Below are 24,139 nucleotides of genomic sequence, written 5' to 3'. Positions count from 1 at the left end.
CAATAATGTAGTCCACCACATTATTCATTGATGTAGACTGTCCCCTGCCCAATATTTTTTGGTCAGGGGAATTTTGCTTAAAGGAAAAGATCATGGACATTCAATCAATTGGCCGAACTTCGCCATCCGGATCAGTGGCAACAGAAAAACTTCCTCCCCCGCCCTCGCCTGCTATCGCTAACGCACAAAACGCGACTGGAACTCAAACGCTGTCAGCAGTGACTCAAACAGCAAAAGCACCTACCGCGAGCGAAGTCAATAAGGCCGTCAGCGAAATAAATAAGACGGTACAGGCTATCTCACAAAATCTTGAATTTACAGTCGATACGGATGCCAATGAGATTGTGGTAAAAGTAGTGGACCAACAAACCAAAGAGGTATTACGCCAGATCCCAACAGTGGAAGCGTTGGAAATTGCCAAGTCATTAGATAAACTGCAAGGACTATTAATCAAGCAAGAAGCATAACGATTATTCCTCTTGTTTTCTTCGGATATCAAGAAAATGCGATGAATCTTGCAAGACGAAAATAGATAGGTAAATGCCCCTCTAAAGTCTGATTTGCTTTTGCCGTTAACTTGTATAGTGACAATACTTACAAAAGGGGAACGTGGTGGGCATACAATCAACAGGGGTTGGCTCTAATTTAGATGTAAATAGCCTCATCACTAAATTGATGCAGGTTGAAAGTCAGCCATTAACGACCCTCGCAAAAAAAGAGGCAAGCTATCTGGCGAAACTGACCGCCTATGGATCACTGAATGGCGCACTCAGTTCATTTCAAAGTAGCTTCGTTGGACTGAGCAGTGCAGCAGCATTTCAAAATTTAACTGCCAACGTTGGGGATAGCACGGTACTGTCAGCAACTACCACTAGTGTCGCTACTGCTGGCAGTTATAACATCAATGTAACTCAACTCGCAAAATCACAAACCATTTCAAGTGCTGGCCAAGTCAGCACCACCGACAGTATAGGCGCTGGCGCAAGCACAACAATCTCGTTTCAATTTGGCACGATCAGTGGTGGAACATCGACAAATGGCATCTACACTGGTGCCACTTTCACACAAGACGCGAATCAAGCCATAGGCACAGTAACGATTGATAGTTCAAACAATTCTTTACAAGGCATACGTGACGCAATCAATGCTGCTGGCAAAGGTGTTACCGCCTCTATCGTCGGCGATGGATCGGCAACGCCGTATCACCTAGTATTAAGTTCGAATAAGACGGGGCTGACATCAAGCTTGAAGATCGATGTCAGTGGTGACGCGACTTTGCAATCTCTACTCTCGTATGACCCCGCTGGCACACAAAATTTATCTGAAACCACAACGGGTCAGAATGCCAACCTTTCAATCAATGGCATTAATATCACCAGCACATCCAATACAGTAAATGATGCGGTTCAAGGTGCAGCTATTACGCTATCAAAGGCAGGCAGTACGACACTCGCATTGACCAACAACACAGCTGGCGTGCAAAATTCTATCAATACTTTTGTTAAAGGTTTTAACGATCTTCAAGCTACATTTAAGTCCTTAACAGGTTTTGATGCTGCGACAAAAAAAGGCGGCGTGTTGACTGGCGATGCTGCAGCGCGTGGCGCGCAGAGCCAAGTTAGAAGTGCTTTGTCGTCTGCTGTGAACGGCTTAGGTGGCAATATAACTACCCTCTCATCGATAGGCATCAGCTTTCAAAAAGATGGCACACTAAGTGTAGATTCAACAAAACTACAGAATGCGCTAAACAATAACTTTAAAGAAATTAGTGGTCTGTTTGCCACCATAGGTAAAGCCACCGACAGCTTGGTAAGCTACAGCACCTCAAGTGCCTCAACGACTCAGGGTAATTACGCATTAAATGTAACCGCATTAGCGACACAAGGTGGATTAACCGGCGACCTAGATTTAACGACTGGCAACACAACAATAGACCCAAATACAAGTATTAACGTCACGATAGACGGAACCTCAGCGGCAGTATCATTAGCGGCTGGGTCGTACACTTCAAGCCAATTGACCACCTTATTACAAACCTCAATTAACGGAACTACCGCATTCACCAATGCGGGTGTGAAGATTACGGCAACCACAAATGGCAGTGGTTTTTTGAAATTAACATCAAACAGCTATGGCAGTACATCCAACGTAACACTATCAAATGGCACAGGAACAAGTATTTCAGCTTTGAGCGGAACTGTTTTCAGCGGCACCCCTGGGACGAATGTTACCGGATCATTTAATGGCGTATCGGCAGTTGGCACAGGTCAGTTTTTGACAGGCACGGCTGGATCTGCAGCAGATGGATTAAGAGTATTGATTTCTGGTGGTGCAACAGGTGACCGCGGTACCGTACATTTCTCAAAAGGTTATGCAAGTCAGCTTAGCACCTTGTTTAGTTCTATTGTTGGAAGCGGCGGTAGCATTTCCAGCACTACCGACGGGGTTAACCGCACTATCAAAGATATTGGTAAACAGCGTGAAGCAATAAATAGTCGCCTGATTGATACAGAAGCGCGTTACCGGGCCCAATTTACGGCATTAGACAGCATTATTAGTAGCCTCAACAACACGAGCAGTTTTCTCACTCAGCAGCTCTCAGCATTAACCGGCAGCAACACCAAATAATTAAGGAAACATTTATGTTTGGCTCTTCTAACTCACATGGCGCTAATGCCTACGCAAAAGTTGGCATTGAAACTGGAGTCATTTCTGCCAGTCCGCATAAACTTATCGTCATGTTGTATGACGGTGCAATTGTTGCATTAAATAACGCTATGCAGCACATGAAAAATAGTGATATTCCGGCCAAGGGTCACTCAATCTCGAAAGCGATTGCCATCATTGAAAATGGCTTGCGTGCTAGCCTAGACAAGAAAGCTGGTGGTGAAATAGCAGCCAGCCTTGACGCCTTATATGAATACATGAGTAATCGGCTCTTGCAAGCCAATATCAATAATCAGCTAGAGGGTTTGGCTGAAGTTCAGAATCTCTTGCGTGACTTAAAGTCCTCATGGGAGGCGATCGCTCCAGATAACAACAAAACCAATATTGAAGCACCCATTCCGCAGCTCGACCCGCTCGCTCCACGTCGTGCGAATCTCTTTGAGGCCTAAACCATGAATAGTCTGGAACTGTTAAACGTGTATGAAAAAGTCGCTCACATCACTGCCAATATGCTGCTTGCTGCACGTGCGAATGATTGGGAATTGCTATCAAAATTAGAGAGCGACTGCAGCGGTCACGTTAATACCTTGCGAGAATTTGAAGGCCCTAGCGAATTGCCTTTAGAATTAAAATCAAAAAAAATCGCGATTATCAAACAAATTCTGGCGGATGACCGTGCGATTAGGGATATCACCGAACCTTGGATGCACAATCTCGCTAATCTGATGAAAAGCTCCAGTACAAGTCGAAAACTTTCACAAAGTTATGGTGCCAATCAAATGGGATAGTGCATGTCGATTATTTTCCCTCGTCTTGATCCCAATCTGATCATCACAACTGGTGTCGAGGGACCTACTGCTGTCAAAGCAATAGAAGCCATTAAGCAGGATGTCGTTCAGAGACTAAGCCAGCTTGGTGTCGGTAAACATATCCAAGGGGAAGTACTGGCAAGACTGAACGATGGAAGCTTCATCGCCAAAGTGGATGGCACACCAATGCGCTTATCGCTCCCTGCAGCTACGCAAATTGGCGAAAAACTATCATTAACCTTAATCAATCTTACGCCACGTCCAGTCTTCCTATTAAATGGACAAAATCAGGTCACGCTACTCGATATACCTCAGCGCGGCAAGCCTGGCGAATCAGCACAGCAAAGCTACAGTAAGGTAGGACTAGCTTCTGATGCCGAAGCAGTGACTGATGCTCATCAAACCTCAAATACCAATCAAAGCCTCCCCAAACCCACTCGATCAGCACATTCACAAGCCGATGCAACTGGACACACTCAAGCTGGCATTCAGGCTAGTGCAAGCTCTAAATTCTCAAACCTACTTGGCGTTTCCGAATCAGAGTTTGTCACCCAACAGAATTTAACATCCAGCATCGGTGCCAGTTCAGAAACTGAACTGAGTTTGACGGGGCAATTAATCAATAAACTCCTTCAAGAAACGAGTAAGTCGCCAGACAAATTGAGTATTAAAGCTGAAGCCCCATTGCTAACAGAAGCCAATAGCAAATTAGCTGATACCCATTTAGCGCGACAATTAGAAACGAATTTACGTCAGAACATTAGCAGTAGCGGACTTTTTTACGAGTCCCATGTCGCCAAGTGGTCGGTTGGACAAAAAACAATGGCCGAGCTGCAGGCTGAGCCTCAAGCAAAAATAGCGCCATTTCTGGAGCAAACTATTTTACTCAATCAAGAAGATAGTAATCACGCTGGATTAACGCAACTTATTCATCAGCAGTTGGATATTTTGGAACATCAGAAGCTTCAATGGTCGGGGCTACTAACACCGCAAATTCCTATGCAATGGATGATTGAGGAACAACTACCCGATCAACAACAGAACAAGACAGAAGAATCCGAAAAAAAGCAATCTTGGCAAAGTTATCTTAGGATAGAACTCCCTAATCTGGGTACCGTCGCGATAAGTATTGATCTAAGTTCAAATAAGCTGCAACTGAATATCAAGAGCGATGCGCTTGAGACGAGTTCAATATTAAGGTCGCATTATGCCGACTTAGAAAAAGCAATTGAAGCATCAGGCACACATATTCAAGTTTTCACGGTGCAGCATGATGAACAAGTCTGAGCAACCGTTGTCAAGTGCCGTTGCACTTACTTATAGTCCTGAAGACGGCGCTCCCAAAGTCGTCGCAAAAGGCAAAGGCCTTGTGGCGGAAGAGATCATTGCCAGAGCAAATGAACATGGTATTTTCATTCACCAATCAAAAGAATTAGTGAGCTTGTTGATGAAAGTGGACTTAGACGACAACATCCCACCGGCACTTTATACAGTTGTTGCAGAACTACTCGCTTGGCTATACCATATCGAGACAGAGATAAAAACAAAATAACAAATCTCTAACATCCTCTCATTATAATTATTACAGAATAAAGCACTATGCCTGCAACGCATCCGTCCCTGGGAACCGAAAACCAAAGCCCGTACCAAGTTGAATCAAAACGCGAGATCTTTTCAATACTTAAAGGGTTTAGGGATAAATCACAATTGATCAGTATGCTAATCAATGGTGGTAGTGAAGCTTTTATCACTTCCGTGTTGGATATTGACGACAAGAACAATACGCTCATCATCGATAGCACGCCTAGTAACGAAGCCAACCAAAGAATCATTGCGGCCTCCACCGTGTTTTTTGATGGCTTATTGGATAGAATCAGCATCCAATTTACTTCTTCCAATGTCAAAATAATTAGCTACGAAGGAAAACCGGCATTGCAAATGCCGATGCCAACCAGTGTCATCCGCCTGCAGCGTCGTGAAAATTATCGAATCAATACTCCCATCACAACACCGATTAAATGTGTGATTCCGGTAGAACTAGAGTCAGGAATTTTCAGGCACAAGTTTTCATTGGTCGATATTAGCTGCGGCGGTATCGCGATCCTGGACGATGGTCGTCTCATCGATATTGCTATTGGCACTGGCTATCCGCATTGTCAGATGGATATACCTGGGATAGGCATAATTGAAATGGAATTACAGATACGCAATTCACAAGAATTGACGCTATTGAATGGAAAAACTACGCGACGCATAGGCTGTGCGTTTTTGAACTTATCGAGCAAGAACCTAGCTGCCGTGCAGCGCTACATTATGAAGTTAGAACGTGAGCGTAACGCAAAAATTACGGGCATCAATTAATTTGATACTGATTAAATTCCAGCGACATCATTTACATAAAAATAATTAAATTTGCATATTCATAATGTCGTGATAGGCTGACACTAACTTATTGCGAACCTGGACAGTGGTCTGAAAAGAAATACTGGCTTTTTGCATAGAAATCATCATATCTGACATGCTGACACTATCATCACCGAGAGCAAATTTCTTTCCCATCTCTTGAGAGGCGCTTTGCGCTGCGCTGACTTGATCCAACGAAGACTTCAGCGCATCCGCAAAATCTAATTTTGGCGCGCCTGGATTAATGCCAGTGACAACATTTCCAGCTCCGCCCTCCATCTTCGCCGCAGCAGCTTTAAGTTGCGCAACCATCGCGTCGATTTTACTTTTATCAATTCCACCGACATTCACTTGAGCTCTCCTTTTTTTCAGATATGCTTAGAATAGCAGTCGAGCAAAAAAGCTTAAGCTGAAGAAGGCGGGTGAAACAGGCGTTTTTCTTGCAATTGAAAATAATAAAAAGTCGCACAATTGCTAGCAAGGGAAAAACCTTCACAGGAATAAAAAAATGTTGCAAAGAGAATTAATTCAAAACGAAAACGGGGACGACCATGGCAACCGCAAATGATGCGACTTTAGAAGCGCCAGTACCCGTCGTATTCGGTATCCCACAAACACCGGCGGTACGCACCATCCTGTTATCAGTAGGTGCAGCAATCACTATCGCGCTGATGGTTGGTATCTGGCTGTGGAGCCAGGCCCCCGATTATCGCGTGCTTTTCTCCAATTTCAACGATAAAGACGGTGGTGCCATTGTCGCCTCTTTGCAGCAACTAAACATTCCGTATAAATATTCAGATGGTGGCGGTGCAATCTTAGTGCCTGCCAATCAGGTGCACGATGCACGTCTTAAGCTAGCCTCTCAAGGCTTACCCAAAGGGGGCAATGTAGGATTTGAATTGATGGAAAATCAGAAATTGGGCATCTCCCAGTTTTTGGAGCAAGTGAATTTTCAACGTGCTCTTGAAGGCGAACTAGCTCGTTCAATTCAAGCGGTTTCATCGGTACAAACCGCACGTGTGCATTTAGCGATTCCCAAAGCCTCGGTGTTCGTAAGAGAACAACAGAAACCAACTGCCTCGGTGTTACTTAACTTGTATCCTGGTCGTGTCTTAGATCAGCAACAAGTCAGTGCGATTGTTCATCTGGTCGCCAGCAGCATTCCGGAGCTACCCGCAAAAAATGTGACCATCGTTGATCAAAATGGCAATCTCCTGTCTGACACCAGCAAACAGACAGCCAACAATAATCTCGATCCATCGCAGTTAAAATATGTACAAGAATTTCAACTCAGTATCGTTAAGAAAATTGAATCGATTATTTCACCGATTGTAGGTCCCCAAAATGTTCGTGCGGAGGCGACAGCCGACATCGATTTTTCAAGAAGCGAGCAAGCAGCAGAAACCTATCGCCCTAATGCGCCTCCAGAAGCGAGTACCATTCGTAGCCAGCAAACCAGCGAGAGCTATGGTAAGCCAGCGAATGCATCGGGTATTCCCGGCGCTTTGAGCAATCAACCTCCCGTTCCGGCTACAGCGCCCATCACCGCCGCGGCAGATCAAGGCGCACAAAGCGCGGCAGCAGCGAATACTGGATTGACACAAAAAGATTCCACGCTCAACTTTGAAGTTGATAAAACCATCCGTTACACACAACAAGCGATGGGTGGGCTAAAACGACTGTCAGTTGCAGTCGTGGTCAATTACAAAACAGAAACCGATAAATCAGGTAAAACCACGACACGTGCATTGACCGAGATTGAAAAAAATCAAATTACTGACCTGGTTCGCGAAGCAATGGGGTATAACAAGGAGCGTGGTGATACCCTGAATGTGGTGAATAGCCCATTTGCCAGCCCAGAAAAAGTCAAAGCAGAAGATATACCGCTTTGGAAGCAAGCAGACGTGTTACAAACCGCGAAAGAAGTCGGCAAATACATCATCGGTGCTCTACTGTTACTGTATTTATTCTTTGGCTATTTGAAACCTACGCTCAATAAGATTACGGGTAAAGATCCAAAGTCATTACGGAAAGAAAAAGAACAAGAAGCACTTGAGGCAGCCGCCAGAGCCGAAGAAGAGGAAGCGGCCATCGTCAAACTAAATAACAAAGAAATGGAAGCAAGCAATAGGCAGCAATTATCCAGTTACGAAATCAATATGGATATGGCAAAGCAGTTAGCTTCCAGCGATCCTAAAATCGTCGCAAACGTAATTAAGGCATGGGTCAGCAATGAGTGATGAAGGCGTACAAAAAGCAGCCACACTAATGCTCGCATTAGGTGAAGATGCTGCCGCTGAGGTGATGAAGCACCTTGGCCCAAGAGAGGTGCAAAAGATTGGCGCTGCTATGGCGACCATTGGTGCCATTCCGCATGAGTCGATAGCCAAAGTTCTCGACGAATTTAAGTCTCAGGCAGACTTAAGTTCTTCGGTTGGACTTGACTCCGACGAGTACATTCGCAACGTGCTGACTAAGGCACTGGGAGATGACAAAGCCTCCTCCCTACTCAATCGCATTTTGGGCGGCAAAGACGCAAGCGGTATCGAAAGTCTGAAATGGATGGATTCAGCGTCGGTCGCCGAACTGATCAAGAACGAGCATCCGCAGATTATTGCGACGATCTTAGTGCATTTAGAAAGCGATCAAGCCAGTGAAGTACTGAACAACTTCAGCGAACGCTTACGCAATGACGCAGTATTACGAATTGCTACTTTAGACGGTATCCAACCAACTGCCCTGCGCGAACTGAACGACGTGTTAACGAAGCTACTGACTGGCAACGAGAGTTTGAAGAAAAAATCTATCGGTGGCGTACGTGCTGCCGCAGAAATTCTCAACTTCATGAGTGGCGAGAACGAAGCCTCCATCATGGAAAATCTACGCAAATACGATGGTGACATGGCCGAAAAAATCATGGATGAAATGTTCGTCTTTGATAATATCCTTGAGATTGACGATCGCGGCATCCAACTATTACTGCGTGAAGTTCAATCTGACTCATTAATTGTTGCCCTAAAAGGCGCGAATGCAGACATGCGCGAAAAGATCTTCAAAAACATGTCGCAACGTGCGGCCGAAATGATGCGCGAGGATCTGGAATCAAAAGGCCCAGTGCGACTTTCAGAAGTAGAGGCGCAACAAAAACAAATTCTTTTGATAGTCCGACGCCTGGCCGATGATGGTCAGATTATGTTGGGCGCAAAAGGGGAAGACGCCTATGTCTAATGCTTTACCGAAAGAGCTGCAGACCGCTTTTCAACGTTGGGAGATGCCATCGTTTGGCGATATTCGTCCAGCGCATTTAGAAAAAATCGCCCAACAAGAAAAAGTAACCGTCGCTGAAATTACTGCGATTAAAGAGCAAGCAAAAAATGAAGCATATGCAGAGGCATATCGGGAATCCTACGCAATTGGCTATCAGGAAGGGCAACAAGCAGGTCAACTTGAGATGCAAGATCAAACGATGCGCGTACTCGACGAATTGACTGAGCTAAAGAAATCTTTCGAAGAGCAACTACTCAACGCGCAAAACACCATAGGTAAAGACTTGATCAGTTTAGCGGTCGAACTAGCGAGTGCGATGACCAAACATCACTTTGAGCATCATACTGAATCAATTATCGAAATCGTCAAAGAAGCGATCGCGTCATTGCCCTCCATCCAGCAACCGGCGCAGATTTTTTTGCACCCTGAGGATCTAAAATTAGTAAGTGAAGGCATGGATGACACTTTGGATCGCGGAACTTGGCGCATGATTGTGGATCCGCACATGACGCGTGGCGGCTGTCGTATCGAAACAGCGCACAATCTGCTCGATGCGAGCTATGAAACTCGCTGGTCGCGCCTTAGTCAGGCTTTACTAGATTCGAACTTCTAATTCACAACTATCGACTGCCTGCCCTAATCAGCTCAGCAACCAACACCATATTACCAACACCAGACCAAGCATGAGCACCCTACTCTCACCACAACATTGGAAGGATCAATTGACCAATAGTGTCAAACAGATCTCCCATGTACAGACCGAGAGTATCTCCGGTCGGATCGTTAAAGTAACCGGTCTGGTAATGGAAGCCGTAGGAATTAAATTACCTGTGGGCAGTGCCTGCCTGATTCACCTGCCTAACGACGTTAAAATTGAAGCCGAAGTAGTTGGCTTTGATGGTGATCGCTTATTTTTGATGCCGCAGAGTGATCTCGATGGTGTTGTCCCTGGGGCCGCCGTTACGCCAGTCGCTACAGCGTCGAATCAAGATCCCAATCATCCACATAGACGGAACAATGACAGGACTAAGCGCCTTCCAGTAGGCTATGAGTTACTTGGTCGGGTACTCGATGCAAATGGTCGTCCGCTCGATGCTTTAGGCCCCTTAAATAGCAGCGTAACCGCTCCACTCGGTGCTCGTATTTATAATCCACTTGCCCGCGCACCGATCAAGGAAAAACTGGACGTCGGCGTCCGCGCCATCAACAGCATGTTAACTGTGGGTCGTGGCCAGCGACTCGGTCTTTTTGCTGGTTCAGGCGTCGGTAAAAGTGTCTTGCTCGGCATGATGGCGCGCTACACCACGGCCGACGTCATCGTCGTTGGTCTGATCGGCGAACGGGGACGTGAGGTCAAAGAATTTATCGAAGAAATTTTAGGCGAGGAAGGTTTAGCGCGCTCTGTCGTTGTGGCTGCACCAGCTGACGCACCTCCCTTGATGCGCCTGCAAGGTGCCGCTTATGCCACCACCATCGCAGAATACTTTCGAGATCAAGATAAAAATGTCTTGTTAATTATGGATTCATTAACGCGCTATGCGATGGCACAGCGCGAAATTGCACTGGCCATCGGTGAGCCTCCAGCAACCAAAGGCTACCCGCCCTCGGTATTTGCAAAACTGCCGATTTTGGTCGAGCGTGCAGGCAATGGCAGACTCGGTGGCGGATCCATCACAGCGTTTTATACGGTATTAACTGAGGGCGATGATCAACAAGACCCGATTGCGGACTCGGCTCGTGCGATTTTGGATGGACACATAGTTTTAAATCGTACTTTGGCAGAAAGTGGTCATTACCCTGCTATCGATATTGAACAATCCATCAGTCGCGCTATGCATGGCATTACGACACCAGAACACCAAGCCTTATCACGTCGATTAAAACAATTGTACTCACGTTACGAACGTAGTCGCGACTTGATCAATGTTGGCGCGTATGCGGCAGGCTCCGATCCCGTGCTGGACGAAGCGATACGCAAATATGGTCGAATTCAATCATTTCTGCAGCAAGAAATTACCGAAAAATCATCCATATCGCAAAGCTTAGCGGGACTTTCCTCGCTTTTCGACGCTTAGAATAAAAAGTTGATGGGTACAATTAGAAAAAGAATGAGAACAATATGGCTGGGTCGGCTTTAAATACTTTGATTGAACTCGCAGAAAATGCTGTCGAGAATGCGGCTAAACATTTAGGGCGGACTATTAAAGCAAAAGATGACGCGAATCAGCAATTAGAGCTGTTAATCCAATACCGTACCGACTATGAAACACGATTACAGAATAATGCGCAAAGAGGCCTGTCTGTCACGCAATTTGCTAATTTTCAAGGGTTCATCGCAAAACTAGACCAGGCGATCGATGGACAGAAGAAGTTGATTATCGATGCAGAATATAAAGTTGAGCTGGCAAAAAAATTCTGGCAAGAATGTGAAAAAAAACGACTTTCTTATAAGACTTTAATCAATAGAAACATCGCGACCGAGTTAAAAAAAGAAAATAAACGCGATCAAAAACAAACCGATGAGCGAGCTACCCGCACACTGTTTTATAAAAAATAGTAGAAACAAACTGAGGTGTTGGCTTTCAATTAATTACTAGTAATTTTCGCTTTTATAGGTGTCATCATGCCAAGCACGTCAAGCACTCCCGTGGTCACTCAAGTTCTACCCAATTTCAACTCTGCGAAAAATGGCACAAGCGCGAATGAAGTAAACACGAGTAAGGGCTTTAATCAAATACTAAAAAATGAAGTCGCGAATAAAATCAAAAAAGCACCCGCAAATAATACAAAACCACTGGCAAGCAACCAGGTGGAACAAACGCCTTTGACTCAAAAGAAAAGTGCCGTCAATAGCGAAGCATCACACACAGAAAATACGAGCTCATCAACCAATGAGGAGACCAAAGATCTCGAGGACATCAATTCGTCCATCATCGACGAAACGAATACACTGCTCAATTTTGTTGGAGACCTAAATTCATTGGTACGTCCAACCGAGGTCACCCCAGACCAAATGGACGATGCGCTCACAAAGTCATCAATGACCTTAGATGTTTCGTTAAGCCCAAGTAAAGTGACGGCTCCGGAATCAACACTTGCGTCGAATAAAACGCCAGTGGAGCTACCCGTTGCCGAGCTAAATTTAAGCCAATCAATTAAGGAAAGTTCGCTTAAATCGGATACACCAGTTAGCCCTAATAACTCAAAAATCAACAGTAATCAATCAGCCGAAAATGCTCTAAAGGCAGCTGCCACAGAATTGATTCCGCCACCTGTATCGTCGTCACCAAGCTTGCCAGCAAGTACAACTGCAATATCAGCCAATCTGATTTCGTCGAACACCGGGCTTGATGTAAAGCCTGTAGTCAGTGATAAGAATAAGAGCTTCGGCATATCAATGGCGACATCCAAGGATAAAACGCCATCAATCGCCTCAGCATCTGAAGAAACACAACTCAGTAATGCAAGCGCTCAAACAGATGTGCTTACTCGTCAACAGAAAATCACTTCCAATATTGCTAGTGCTGATTCAAGCGTGCCAGCAAACGTTCAACGTGAAATAAGTGCACAATCTGATTTAACAGCCAAAGCTGCACCTATACTTGGGTCTATGATTTCAAACATAGAGCCCACTAGCGTGCCAGCTACAAAGGCAATTCAAGCATCTCTTGATATCAACAAGCAAGCCACCACCAGCGAAGTCGATCAACAAAACACAATAGCCTTGCCGGAAGACCTCAAACAAGCTACTACAGTCTTGGATATCACTGCGGTGCCACCACCTAGCGACCCAAACAAAAATTTGGCACCAACATCGCCTGCCTCTATACCAAGGTCTGAGGTAAATACTAATGCCGTGGTTCCCGCCAATGCGCCTGAATCCCCTGATAAAAACAAAAATGAATTCACTAGTGTCCCTGTTACAAAGCCACTTCAAGAAGTCCCTGTTTTCAGCAAACAAGCAGTCCCTGACGAAATCAATCAGCAAAACACCATAGTCGTGTCGGACGACATCAATCAAACGACAAAATTGAATGTCACAACGAGCACCACACACAGCGACTTGAACAAGAATTTGGCACTGGATTCGCCTGCAACAACACCAAGGTCTGAGGTAAATACTAAGGCTATAGCGCCAGCCACCGTGCTTGAATCTCCTGATTTAAACAAAAGTGAATTGGCCAGGGTTCCGGCCACAAAACCACTTCAAGAGACCCCTATCGTTAGCAAACAAATCCTTCCTAGTGATGTCAATCAGTCAAACACGGTTGGCATGGTGAGTGATTTTGATCAAGTAACGACAGCCTCAGATAAGGCAGCATCACCGCAGCCTGTTGGCTCGGACAAAAATTTAAACCAAGCACCTCCATTAGAAAAACTGACACCAGCTAGCAACACACAGCAATTGGATTCGGTAGCCGCTGCTGTTGCCGCTCTTGCAAAAACTACTAAGGGTAATCCACAGCCAGCAGATGACACCAGCGAGACCAGCGAGACCAGCGAGACCAGCAAATTTTCTAGCAAAAACACAAGTACAGAACTGATTTCTGATCTCTCTGCCGAAGATTACCGTCCAGAGCTCAAGGTAAATGAGCATTCAGCTTCGGATAAATTTTCAATGGCATTGAAAACACAGTTACATGAAACGCAGAGAGATAATTTAGGGCAAGACAAGGAAGAGCAAAAAGAATTTAAAATCACCGATATAGCAAGAACGGAACCCACACATGCAACGCCACCGACACAAGCACCTATAGAAGCGGCGAGCGTTTCAGCCGCGTCCAATTTTATTGGGGCTAGAGTTGGTAGCAGAGCGTGGGATCAGGCGATAGGGCAAAAAATAGTCTGGATGGTCGCTGGCGGCGAGCAAAGCGCTCAACTTACATTAAATCCCCCTGATCTAGGACCAATACAAGTTGTCTTAAGCATTAGCGACAGCCAGGTTGACGCCAGTTTTGTTTCTTCCCACCTCGATGTGCGGGAGGCGATTGAAGCGGCAGCGCCGAAATTACGTGAAATGATGGATAACGCTGGAATGACCTTGTCTGGATTCTCGGTCAATGCACAATCAACCCCGGCCGACAGTGGTTTTTCATCCAATAACGACAATAGAAGTAGCGAAACCAAGCAGCGCCAACTAACGAGTGTGGATACTGACAACTCAGTAAGCAATATTCCAGCAATTGCGAACAAAAAAGCACCATTGGGGCTGGTTGATACATTCGTCTAAATCAAAAGCATACCAAGAGCAGGATGCCTAGCTTAAGTGCGCTGCCCTGCTCCCCAAATCAGCTTGTCGCGGCAGGATTACCCGCAAGCTATCATTGCTCTGCTCAAAACCGAACATGCGCGGCTGGAATAAGGTCGAACTCGTGACAATTGATTCAAAATTTAACCCAGATTTTCCATTAGGATTTGTGAAGATGACGGATGCACTTTTCGAGGCAGTTTTGTTGCGAGTGAGGAGCAAATAGCGAGCTATTTGCAACGAAGAGCAACAAAAATGACCGAAAATGCGCCGTCAGCACACAAATAGCACCGCAGGTGCGCCTAATGGGAAATCTGGGTTTAAATCAAAACCAACATGTTTTCAGTTTCATACGAGCCAAACCAGACCGTATAGTTGAAAACAATACTATAATAAAACTGGGCGAAACGATTCTTTTGTGAAACTTTCGCGCCTCAGCATTAGTCATCGAAAAGCGAGCTAATTACGATTGTTTTCGCAATAAAAAAACCGTCTTTCGAAATAACTGAATGATAAAAATTGAGAGCAAGCCCCAAATTCCCACTCTGTTTTGAAGATGAGAAATCACAAAACTAGTGGATAATTTTTTTAACTGCAATAACACTTATGAAGTGGTGAAAGCCAAACATGTCAAAAGCACCCGGAAAACCTGCGGCACCTGATGCGCCAGTCGGTAAATCAAAAAAGAAGCTATTCATTATGATAGGCATCGCTGTCCTTTTGCTTGGCGCAATCGGTGGCGGGGCTATGTTTATGCTCTCAGGTAAGAAAAACACCAAAGAAAAAGAACATAAAGAAGAAGTCGCAAAAGCGCCAGTATTCCTCGCGCTCGAGCCCTTCATCGTGAATTTACAATCAGACACCGGTGAAAAGTACTTACAAGTGCAAATGACACTGCAGGTACCGGAAGAGGCACAGTCAAATTTGATTAAATCCAATGCTCCGCAAGTAAAGAGTCGCCTGATTATGTTGTTGTCTAGTAAAGATGCTGCTGAACTTTTGACGCCAGAGGGAAAGGAAATCTTGATCAAAGAGATTATGGAGCAAGTCAATTTGCCCTTCTCTCCAAAGGGAGACCCGCAAAAAGTCAGTGGTGTGTTTTTTACTTCATTTGTAATTCAATAAAATCGTGTCGGATAATTTTCTATCACAGGAAGAAGTCGATGCCCTATTAAAGGGTGTGACTGGCGATCAAGACGATGCAGAGTCGCTTGAAGATACCTCGGGTGTCCGCCCCTATAATTTGGCAACTCAGGAACGTATTGTTCGTGGGCGTATGCCAACCTTGGAAATTATCAACGAACGTTTTGCCCGACTTTTACGCATAGGCTTATTTAATTTTCTACGCCGTAGTGCTGAGGTCTCAGTAGGCACGGTGAAAGTCTCGAAGTACAGTGAATTTATCCGTAACTTGGTTGTTCCTACCAACCTCAATTTAACGCACATGAAGCCTTTGCGTGGCACTTCCCTGATTGTGCTTGATCCGGGTCTGGTGTTCCTCTTGGTCGACAACCTGTTTGGCGGAGATGGCCGTTTTCACACCCGGGTCGAAGGTCGTGATTTTACGCAAACAGAGCAAAGGATAATTCAAAAGATTCTGGAAATCATTTACGAAACCTATGCCAAGTCTTGGGAGCCGGTGTATCCCGTTCAATTTGAGTATATTCGCTCGGAAATGAACACCCAGTTCGCCAACATTGCTACACCCAATGAGGTTGTGGTCTCCACTACTTTTACAATAGAACTGGGACCGGTTAGTGGTGAAATGCATATGTGCATGCCGTACTCGATGATAGAACCAATCCGCGATTTGTTGACGAGTAGTTTGCAAGGAGAAACTCTGGAGATTGACAAACGTTGGGTACGTCTGATGACCCAGCAAATTCAAATCGCAGAAGTAGAAATTGTGGCTGACTTAGGTACTGCTCGCATTAATCTTGGTGATATTTTGAATATGAAAGTTGGCGACATCATTCCGATTGCAGTGCCTGAAATCGTTTCTGCAAAAGTAGATGGAACGCCCGTCATGGAATGTAAGTACGGCGTTTTTAATGGGCAATATGCGCTGCGGGTTGACAAAATGCTAGGCTCTAGCGTTAACGATATATCGCATGAGTCACTAAATGGAGAGAATAATGGATGACAATGACGCAATCAGCGAAGATGATTGGGGCGCAGCGATAGCGGAACAAGAGAAGGCTGATGCCGAAGCCGCAGCACGCGCAGCGGCTGCAGCGGCGCAAGCTGCGCCAGCACCAACTGCTTTTTCCGCAGGCGCTTTTCAAGAGTTCGGCAAAAGTCCGCAAACACAAACGTCCAACGATATCGACTTTATTCTCGATATTCCTGTACAACTGACCGTTGAACTAGGTCGTACCAAAATCGCCATTAAAAACCTATTACAATTGGCTCAGGGCTCAGTAGTTGAATTAGACGGTTTAGCGGGCGAACCTATGGACGTGCTGGTCAATGGTTGCTTAATTGCCCAAGGTGAAGTGGTGGTGGTGAATGACAAATTTGGTATTCGCTTAACCGATATTGTGACGCCTGCCGAACGTATTCGTAAGCTAAACAAGTGAAGCCATCCTTTATGCAATTATTCTTCAGATCGCTGTCTCTATCTAGTTTTTTATTAGGACTACTTGGCGTTGTCAATAACCCAGCGATGGCGCAGGCAAAAGGACAAACTAGTGTATCGGCAAGCACTGGCTTACTACAAATATTTTTAGCCTTAGCAGCCGTCATTGGACTAATGCTTTTGATCGCCTGGCTATTTAAACGCATAGGGCCGATTAATAGCATGAACAAAGTACCTATGAAAGTGGTGGGCGGTCTTAGCATAGGCAACCGCGAACGCATCATGGTCATAGAAATTGCAGATCAATGGTTGATTGTCGGCGTCACGGCACAACAAATTAATACCCTAAGCAGCATGCCTAAACAAGAAATTAGCTCTTCAGACCCAGGTAACAACACGACAGCTCATCAAGAAAATCAATTTTCGAACTGGCTCAAAAAGACCTTAGAAAAGCGCAACACCACTGAAACCTAAAGCATCATGAAAACCTTGCGCTCCCCCTTCTCCTCTAATTCAAATTGTGTCAACGCGATATTTTCAATCGCCTTTTTATTGCTCTTTTGCGCGCCAGACTTAGCACTGGCTCAAAGTGGCGGTGGCTTACCAGCGATCACCACATCACCTGCATCCGGTGGCGGGCAAAATTATTCGCTAAGTATTCAGACACTGATTTTCTTAACGTCGCTGGCGTTTATTCCTGCTGCTCTGCTGATGATGACCAGCTTTACCCGCATCATCATTGTTCTTTCCTTGTTGCGCCAGGCCTTGGGTACTCAATCCGCGCCGCCGAATCAGGTCTTAGTTGGTCTTTCTCTATTTTTGACACTGTTTGTCATGGGGCCTGCATTTGACAAAATCTATGAAGATGCCTATCTGCCTTTTTCAAAAAATGAAATTACCATGCAAAAGGCGATGGAAAAAGGTGTAGAACCGCTCAAAGGCTTCATGCTCAAACAAACACGTGAATCTGATATCGCGTTATATGTGCGCTTATCGAATACACCTGCCCTGCAAGGTCCGGAAGATATTCCATTGAGGGTACTGATTCCGGCATTTATAACCAGCGAGTTGAAGACTGCGTTTCAGATCAGTTTTGCTATTTTCATTCCCTTTCTCATCATTGATATGGTAGTCGCCAGCGTATTAATGGCGATGGGTATGATGATGGTGTCGCCATCGATTGTGTCGCTTCCCTTCAAGCTCATGCTATTTGTCTTAGTCGACGGCTGGCAATTGCTCATCGGCTCGCTGGCGCGCAGCTTTTACTAAAGGAATGAATATGACACCCGATAGTGTAATGAACATGGGCCGGCATGCAATGGAAATCACTTTAATGATTTCTGCACCCTTGCTATTAGTTGCCTTGGGCATAGGTTTGATTGTCAGTATTTTTCAGGCCGCAACGCAAATTAATGAAACCACGCTTTCGTTTATTCCAAAACTCGTTGGTATTTTCGTGACTCTGATTATTGCCGGCCCATGGATGCTGTCGGTGTTAGGTGACTATATGCGTGAAGTCTTCACTAACGTTGCGACCATGGCTGGCTAATTTCAACTATGGTCTCGATAAGTAGCAACGAGCTAATCAATCTGCTTGCGGCCTTTCTATGGCCGCTGACACGCATACTCGGCTTCATCGCCATCGCTCCTCCAATTGGAAATAACGGTGTACCGGTTCAGGTAAAACTCGCACTTGGTGTATTTCTGGCCATGATAGTCGCCCCTACTATAGATCCAATTCTAGATGTCGATATGCTGTCTATCACCGGCATCATGGTGGTGTTTCAGCAACTTATCATCGGCTTGGCGATGGGTTTTATGGTGCGCATTGTATTCGCAGGAATCGAGATGGCTGGCGAGGTTGCAGGTCTGACTATGGGCTTGGGTTTTGCCACTTTCTTTGACCCTCAGACCAGAGGACGTTCCTCCGCTATTAGCCAATTCCTGGTCATCATTACCACGCTGATTTTTCTATCCTTAAACGTCCATTTAATTCTGTTCGAAACGCTTATTACCAGTTTCAAGAGTATTCCTATATCCACCTCTCTTACGATGGGTTTTAGTTTTCAAAAATTAGCCATCTGGGGTGAGGAAATTTTCAAAATTGGTCTACTAATTTCTTTACCCATTGTCGCAGCGCTGCTTATTACCAACATTGCCCTGGGCATACTCACACGCGCCGCGCCGCAATTGAATATTTTCGGTATTGGTTTCCCGATTACTATCGGTGTTGGTTTCTTGATGCTCAGCCTGATCTTGCCACATTTACTTGGACCAATAGAAAGCATATTTCAACATTTGATCGATACGATATCGACTTTGGGAACACATAGCGGCACCAGTGATTTGCGTTCCATCAAATAGTTGCTTGATTTATTATGGAATGAGCAGCCCCTGGATGTGTAGGCAGAATAAAGTACGAGTCTAGCTCTACAATAAACCGCTCACTTAATTTCATTAGTCCTTAGTTAGGATGCCGCTCCATGCAATTTCACGCGCTCTACCAGATTAATCAAATCCGCCAGCTTGAGCAACGCGAAAAAAGCAGACTTCCAGCTGGAACCCTAATGCGAGAGGCTGGCGCTGCGGCAGCAAATCTAGGTAAGCAACTTCTCGAATTTCAGACCAAGTCTGTCAACAGGAAAGTATGTATTCTGGCCGGCCCTGGGGATAACGGTGGCGACGCATTTGAAGTCGCGAACCAACTCGTCACAACCGCGGGACTTACTTCTGGCGGTGTCTTTGAGCGCGATATTCACATCGTCATCTGCGGCGTTCGCGACGTTTATTCTAATGACGCGAAAACCTGTCTACAAAGTGCGGAATCAAAAAAATTCAATTGGCTCACATTAGATCAGGCTCTGCAATGCGATCCTGCTGAATTTGATCTTATCGTTGATGGCCTATTTGGTATAGGATTAGATCGACCTATTACAGGCAAGATCGCCTCACTCATCCAACTAATTAATCAAAAAAGACGATGCCCAGTGCTGGCCTTAGATGTTCCTAGCGGCTTAAATGCCGACACGGGACAGATTATCAACTCAGGCGCTGATGGCACCGCACTCATCGCCAGCCACACCATTACTTTCATTGGCAACAAACCAGGGCTGCACACGGCGCAAGGAAAAGATTATGCAGGCGTCGTCAGCCTCGACGATTTAAATATAAGAGAGAGCAATTATCCGGAACCTCACGCTTGCTTGTCGGATCCAATTCAACTATCCAATCTAATTAAACCGCGCCGACATGACAGTAACAAAGGTAGTTACGGCGACGTCACCATTGTTGGTGGTAGTGCAGGCATGTTAGGTGCGCCGCTACTTTCTGGACGTGCGGCCTTACATGCTGGCGCTGGGCGTGTTCATTTAGAGTTTATCGCGCCTTTTAATGGGGTTGATTTTCTTCACCCAGAATTAATGTGCAAAGAGGCGGCGTGTAGTGATTTCGCAGATAAAAATTTAGTCATTGGACCTGGCATAGGAAGCTCGCAAAAAGCTTGGGATATTTTGCGACTAGGCTTAACACAAGCCCCGACTATCGTCATTGATGCCGATGCACTCAATCTAATCGCAAAACACGCCGAACTTACACAACTTTGTCTTGACCGGTCACATCTATCATGGCGTACGATCATCACGCCTCACCCTTTAGAAGCGGCACGCTTGTTAAATTGCAACACGACGGATATCCAAGCTGATCGCTGTCTGGCAGCACACCGCTTGGCGAAAAAATTTCACGCCACCGTCATTCTAAAAGGTGCGGGTAGTATCATCGCTCAACCAGGACAGATCATCATCAACAGCAGCGGCAATCCCGCTCTGGCGACAGCAGGCACTGGTGATGTATTAGCAGGCGTCTGTGGCACACTAATGGCACAAGGATTAAGCGCATTTGACGCAGCTTGCCTCGCTACATTTATTCACGGACAAGCCGCCGACGATTGCGTAGATCGTGGCGTGGGTCCAATTGGTATGAGTGCGAGTGAGCTGCTTCCTGCAATACGAACAGCCTTAAACCGACTCGTTTATTCGAACTACAGTTAAATTGGGCTAGCTAGTACCCAGCATGAGCGTCAACACAAATTCCACACCTTCTTCTACATTTTGCGCCCTGATGGTACCGCCCATTTTTGCCATATATGTTTGCGCTACAAACAAGCCCTGACCACGGTTGCCATTCGCGCCAGACTCCAATTGATCTGATACACCATACTCAAAGATTTTTTCAAGCATGGTGTCGGGAATAAGTGGACCGCCGTTATGGATAATGATACTGGCACTAAGTTCATCAACTGCTAAACGGATACTGATCTTGCTTCCTGCTGGACGATAGCGATCTGCATTTTTCAAGATATGGGTAACGACATCTTCCAGAGAATATTCATCTGCTTTAACTTTAATATTTTTATACCGTTCGCCAAGTGGGATAAACTCAACATCTTCGACACCTATGCACGGCGCATTGCTTGCTACATGCGCCAAAAACCCAGCAATATCAATTTCTTCCAGTTGCAACACAGTGGTCTGAAAAGCCTCGCTAGGTGTCGCACTACCATAGAGCACTTTGATCGCCTGTTGCATGCGACTAATGTAGCGATGACTTTGATCATCAGGTGTCTGATGCAAAACCATTAAAGACTGCAAAGGCGACATAATCTCATGGCCGACTGCATGCCACATCTGCTTTTCTTGCTCGGTACGTATAGTCTCACGCTCCACGTCCTCTTTAACGCGTCTTAATAAATCATGCAGTGCGCTCGCCAAGACACCCAACTCATCGGGACTGCGTAAATCACTCACATCCAACTGATCAAGTTCACCTGCACCTTTCATCGTACGTGACAAACTAGCAGCACGCTTAGTCAATAAAGTGATACGTCGGATGATATTAATTTCTATCAACAACCACGCCAACAACAAAGCGAATAACATAGCGCCAACGAACCACGATACCCGGGTCGCAACTACGCTCAGACTTTTACTGATACTTCGCACATCGCCTTTCAAACTAATTTCATAATTATCCAACGGCGTGCTAATCAAATCACTACCGACTAATGGCGTATCGTATTCATCTACCGGTAAACGCCTGATTAGGCGGGTCAAAAGATTCCACGATTCTTCTTCCTGCTCGACGCTGCCTAGCAGTTGAACAATATCTTTTTTCTCAGCGGCTTTGCGTATCCTTAAGCTCTCGCCAGGCAATAACATGGCCTGCAAATCATGCAAAGAAAAAGGTGTCGCAGTTGGCACGCTTTTGCTATCCAACAAGGCGATCTCACTTCCCGGTGCCAACACTGTCAATTCCACTTGAATTTGATCCAGATCCTGTGGTGGCCACACCGGACGTTTTTTCTCAAACAAGGCTTCTTGCAGCACGGCGATAGGCAGACGCAAAGAAAAAAAAGTATTGCGCAGGCAATCTTGATTCTTAGTTTCCGAATTCCTTAATTGATTACTGTTCCTATCAATATCAACATCAATATCATTGCAAATCGCTTTTTGCCAGGCCCAGCCACGAAAATCACGCACCGGGCGTAGATTAGGCTTTGTAATATCACTCTCGACAAATCCTACCCAGCGACCGCGCAAGCCGACATTGGCTTTGCTGGCAGGCTCTTCTTCAAACGGTGCTATCCATTGATAGTGTTCGCCACGCAAAGAGACACTGACACGAATTCGATGAGCTTCATCACGCACCATTTGGCCACGCGGACGCGAGACTAAAGCCGCACTATTAAAACTACCGGCCACATAAATAAAACCACCCGCCCAGGGATTATTTCCTATACCGACGCACAGTGACCCTTGCTCGCCGTATTGCACCAGACAGCCTGACATTGCAATCGCTTGCTGTACCTTACTTTGATCATCAAAATCAAGTGCAGAAAATGGCAAAAGCAAAGGATGTAAAACACCAGTATCGTCAACCCGATTACTTTCATCAATTACGCTACGTGGATTAAGCAAGGCTAATTGCCCGGCGGGATGTCGTAAGGTGGCGACGATTTGATTACGAGTTTTATTAAAATTCGCTTGGTAATTGTTATAGCTAAGTTGCTTTTCCTGCTGCAATACCGAAAGCGCCAAGCCTATCGTCGCCAAACTTAGTAGCAAGAAAACGCCGCGAAATAGTAAGCGCAGTCGATATGATGAAAGCAGAAATTTTTTCATGACAAGTCACCTGAATAGGGGCTATAAAATTGAGCAACAACTTACACACTTGCCACCCAACGAAAGCCGCGCATAGGGACATTTTCTATACCTTCAAACGCAGGATCAATTTCACGAAAAGCATCACGTATCGTACTTACATGCTTACGAATATTGTCTCGATTGCGGCCGCTCTTAACGACTTCATATAAATCATCATATGATACAACCTGACCACGTTTTTCAAACATCACAGCGAGTATGCGTTGTGCCGTTAACGGTAAATTAATACGTTGTCCGCGCCACATCGGTGTACGTTGACGCAAGGGATCCATACTTAAAGAATCGACGACAGAAGCTGTTTCTACTTTCTTTTGACCACTAGACAATTTCTGTTGACGTTCTTTGACAGCGCGCAACATATCAAGAAATGTGTCAATAAAATCGGTTTCTTCGAATGTCGCCTTCTGCAAATAGTCCCAAGCATCTAAGGCTTTCATAATGCTGCGATAAATAGTCGCAGGCATGGCGGAGACCACTAACACAGGCGTCGCTTGCCCTTCCCCACCCTTACTAACATTCTTGTTGATCGCATTGATGATTGCCACCCCCGCATGACGCTCACGCCCAAGTTCAATATCTAAAACAACCAGATCGTAATGTTCACGAGCAATCGCCGCTTCAGCGTCATCACGATTAAACCATTGATCGATTTGTATCCCTGGTTTAGCCGCTTCTATCCAGGCTTTAAATTGATTACTGGTTGGCTGGTCATCTTCGATAACGGCGACTTTTACTAGATTTGACACGCTGCACTCCTTCTCACTTTACTAGCATCCAGTATCCCTGTTTTCGCACAAAAAGTCAGTGTTACGTTGTGAGTTTTTCTTCACAAACTAGCGTGAACATTCCGTTCTATTAGTAAATACGACGTAGCAGTGAAATTACTTCCCGTAGGACAGCATTGAATCCTCCGCACCTGACATAGCAAGATATGTCTTAGGGAAACGCA

At 45.5% G+C, this 24,139-nt stretch carries 24 protein-coding genes; 21 read left to right on the top strand and 3 right to left on the bottom strand.

Annotation, left to right across the window (positions count from 1 at the left end):
- Positions 1–92 precede the first annotated feature (92 nt).
- The 7 genes from AC1RR2_RS08510 to AC1RR2_RS08480 all read left to right on the top strand — a co-directional run bounded on the left by AC1RR2_RS08510 (position 93) and on the right by AC1RR2_RS08480 (position 5,837).
- The gene (locus AC1RR2_RS08510; protein WP_493221825.1) at positions 93–467 is read left to right on the top strand and encodes a flagellar protein FlaG; all 375 of its coding nucleotides are present in this window, start codon (positions 93–95) and stop codon (positions 465–467) included.
- Positions 468–612: 145 nt separating this feature from the next.
- The gene (gene fliD, locus AC1RR2_RS08505) at positions 613–2,628 is read left to right on the top strand and encodes a flagellar filament capping protein FliD (protein ID WP_493221824.1); all 2,016 of its coding nucleotides are present in this window, start codon (positions 613–615) and stop codon (positions 2,626–2,628) included.
- Positions 2,629–2,642: 14 nt separating this feature from the next.
- A complete protein-coding gene (fliS, locus tag AC1RR2_RS08500; RefSeq protein WP_493221823.1) occupies positions 2,643–3,116 on the top strand; it encodes a flagellar export chaperone FliS in 474 nt (157 codons plus the stop codon).
- A gap of 3 nt (positions 3,117–3,119) precedes the next feature.
- A complete protein-coding gene (locus tag AC1RR2_RS08495; RefSeq protein ID WP_493221822.1) occupies positions 3,120–3,455 on the top strand; it encodes a flagellar protein FliT in 336 nt (111 codons plus the stop codon).
- A gap of 3 nt (positions 3,456–3,458) precedes the next feature.
- Entirely contained in the window at positions 3,459–4,763 is a 1,305-nt protein-coding gene (fliK, locus tag AC1RR2_RS08490; RefSeq protein WP_493221821.1) for a flagellar hook-length control protein FliK, read from the top strand.
- A complete protein-coding gene (locus tag AC1RR2_RS08485; protein WP_493221820.1) occupies positions 4,750–5,028 on the top strand; it encodes an EscU/YscU/HrcU family type III secretion system export apparatus switch protein in 279 nt (92 codons plus the stop codon). Before fliK ends, AC1RR2_RS08485 begins: the two co-directional genes overlap by 14 nt.
- A 47-nt stretch (positions 5,029–5,075) precedes the next feature.
- On the top strand, positions 5,076–5,837 hold the full coding sequence (locus tag AC1RR2_RS08480) for a flagellar brake protein (RefSeq protein ID WP_493221819.1): 762 nt from the start codon (positions 5,076–5,078) through the stop codon (positions 5,835–5,837).
- A gap of 45 nt (positions 5,838–5,882) precedes the next feature.
- Here the strand turns inward: AC1RR2_RS08480 and fliE are convergent, their stop codons facing one another.
- The gene (gene fliE / locus AC1RR2_RS08475) at positions 5,883–6,230 is read right to left on the bottom strand and encodes a flagellar hook-basal body complex protein FliE (protein WP_493221818.1); all 348 of its coding nucleotides are present in this window, start codon (positions 6,228–6,230) and stop codon (positions 5,883–5,885) included.
- A gap of 200 nt (positions 6,231–6,430) precedes the next feature.
- Between fliE and fliF the strand changes: the two genes are divergently transcribed.
- From fliF to AC1RR2_RS08405, 14 genes are all read left to right on the top strand, one after another.
- Positions 6,431–8,119 carry a flagellar basal-body MS-ring/collar protein FliF gene (gene fliF / locus AC1RR2_RS08470; protein ID WP_493221817.1) on the top strand — a complete coding sequence of 563 codons (1,689 nt, stop codon included), beginning with the start codon at positions 6,431–6,433 and terminating at the stop codon, positions 8,117–8,119.
- On the top strand, positions 8,112–9,107 hold the full coding sequence (gene fliG / locus AC1RR2_RS08465) for a flagellar motor switch protein FliG (RefSeq protein ID WP_493221816.1): 996 nt from the start codon (positions 8,112–8,114) through the stop codon (positions 9,105–9,107). The genes fliF and fliG overlap by 8 nt, the downstream gene beginning before the upstream one ends.
- On the top strand, positions 9,100–9,759 hold the full coding sequence (locus AC1RR2_RS08460) for a flagellar assembly protein FliH (RefSeq protein WP_493221815.1): 660 nt from the start codon (positions 9,100–9,102) through the stop codon (positions 9,757–9,759). The genes fliG and AC1RR2_RS08460 overlap by 8 nt, the downstream gene beginning before the upstream one ends.
- A 70-nt stretch (positions 9,760–9,829) precedes the next feature.
- Complete coding sequence (gene fliI, locus AC1RR2_RS08455) at positions 9,830–11,221, top strand: flagellar protein export ATPase FliI (protein ID WP_493221814.1); 1,392 nt, start codon at positions 9,830–9,832, stop codon at positions 11,219–11,221.
- A 44-nt stretch (positions 11,222–11,265) separates the two neighbouring features.
- Positions 11,266–11,703, top strand: coding sequence for a flagellar export protein FliJ (fliJ, locus tag AC1RR2_RS08450; protein WP_493221813.1), 438 nt, complete (start codon positions 11,266–11,268; stop codon positions 11,701–11,703).
- A 66-nt stretch (positions 11,704–11,769) separates the two neighbouring features.
- Positions 11,770–14,376, top strand: coding sequence for a flagellar hook-length control protein FliK (locus AC1RR2_RS08445; protein WP_493221812.1), 2,607 nt, complete (start codon positions 11,770–11,772; stop codon positions 14,374–14,376).
- A 645-nt stretch (positions 14,377–15,021) separates the two neighbouring features.
- Positions 15,022–15,519, top strand: coding sequence for a flagellar basal body-associated protein FliL (gene fliL, locus AC1RR2_RS08440; protein ID WP_493221811.1), 498 nt, complete (start codon positions 15,022–15,024; stop codon positions 15,517–15,519).
- A gap of 4 nt (positions 15,520–15,523) precedes the next feature.
- Positions 15,524–16,537, top strand: a complete 1,014-nt coding sequence (fliM, locus tag AC1RR2_RS08435; protein ID WP_493221810.1) for a flagellar motor switch protein FliM — start codon at positions 15,524–15,526, stop codon at positions 16,535–16,537.
- The gene (gene fliN, locus AC1RR2_RS08430) at positions 16,530–16,973 is read left to right on the top strand and encodes a flagellar motor switch protein FliN (protein ID WP_493221809.1); all 444 of its coding nucleotides are present in this window, start codon (positions 16,530–16,532) and stop codon (positions 16,971–16,973) included. Before fliM ends, fliN begins: the two co-directional genes overlap by 8 nt.
- A gap of 11 nt (positions 16,974–16,984) precedes the next feature.
- Positions 16,985–17,446 (top strand): flagellar biosynthetic protein FliO, encoded by a 462-nt coding sequence (gene fliO / locus AC1RR2_RS08425; RefSeq protein ID WP_493221808.1) that lies wholly within the window; start codon positions 16,985–16,987, stop codon positions 17,444–17,446.
- 6 nt (positions 17,447–17,452) lie between these two features.
- A complete protein-coding gene (fliP, locus tag AC1RR2_RS08420) occupies positions 17,453–18,241 on the top strand; it encodes a flagellar type III secretion system pore protein FliP (RefSeq protein ID WP_493221807.1) in 789 nt (262 codons plus the stop codon).
- 10 nt (positions 18,242–18,251) lie between these two features.
- A complete protein-coding gene (fliQ, locus tag AC1RR2_RS08415) occupies positions 18,252–18,521 on the top strand; it encodes a flagellar biosynthesis protein FliQ (protein WP_493221806.1) in 270 nt (89 codons plus the stop codon).
- 8 nt (positions 18,522–18,529) lie between these two features.
- Positions 18,530–19,336 carry a flagellar biosynthetic protein FliR gene (gene fliR, locus AC1RR2_RS08410; RefSeq protein WP_493221805.1) on the top strand — a complete coding sequence of 269 codons (807 nt, stop codon included), beginning with the start codon at positions 18,530–18,532 and terminating at the stop codon, positions 19,334–19,336.
- A gap of 119 nt (positions 19,337–19,455) precedes the next feature.
- Positions 19,456–21,018, top strand: a complete 1,563-nt coding sequence (locus tag AC1RR2_RS08405; RefSeq protein ID WP_493221804.1) for an NAD(P)H-hydrate dehydratase — start codon at positions 19,456–19,458, stop codon at positions 21,016–21,018.
- 6 nt (positions 21,019–21,024) lie between these two features.
- Here the strand turns inward: AC1RR2_RS08405 and AC1RR2_RS08400 are convergent, their stop codons facing one another.
- The gene (locus AC1RR2_RS08400) at positions 21,025–23,148 is read right to left on the bottom strand and encodes a sensor histidine kinase (protein WP_493221803.1); all 2,124 of its coding nucleotides are present in this window, start codon (positions 23,146–23,148) and stop codon (positions 21,025–21,027) included.
- Positions 23,149–23,189: 41 nt separating this feature from the next.
- On the bottom strand, positions 23,190–23,936 hold the full coding sequence (locus AC1RR2_RS08395; RefSeq protein ID WP_493221802.1) for a response regulator transcription factor: 747 nt from the start codon (positions 23,934–23,936) through the stop codon (positions 23,190–23,192).
- Positions 23,937–24,139 lie beyond the last annotated feature (203 nt).

Source organism: Undibacterium sp. GW821-FHT11H02, assembly GCF_058808015.1.
Note: the sequence above shows the minus strand (reverse complement) of the source record. Positions and strands in the feature narration are given on the sequence as shown.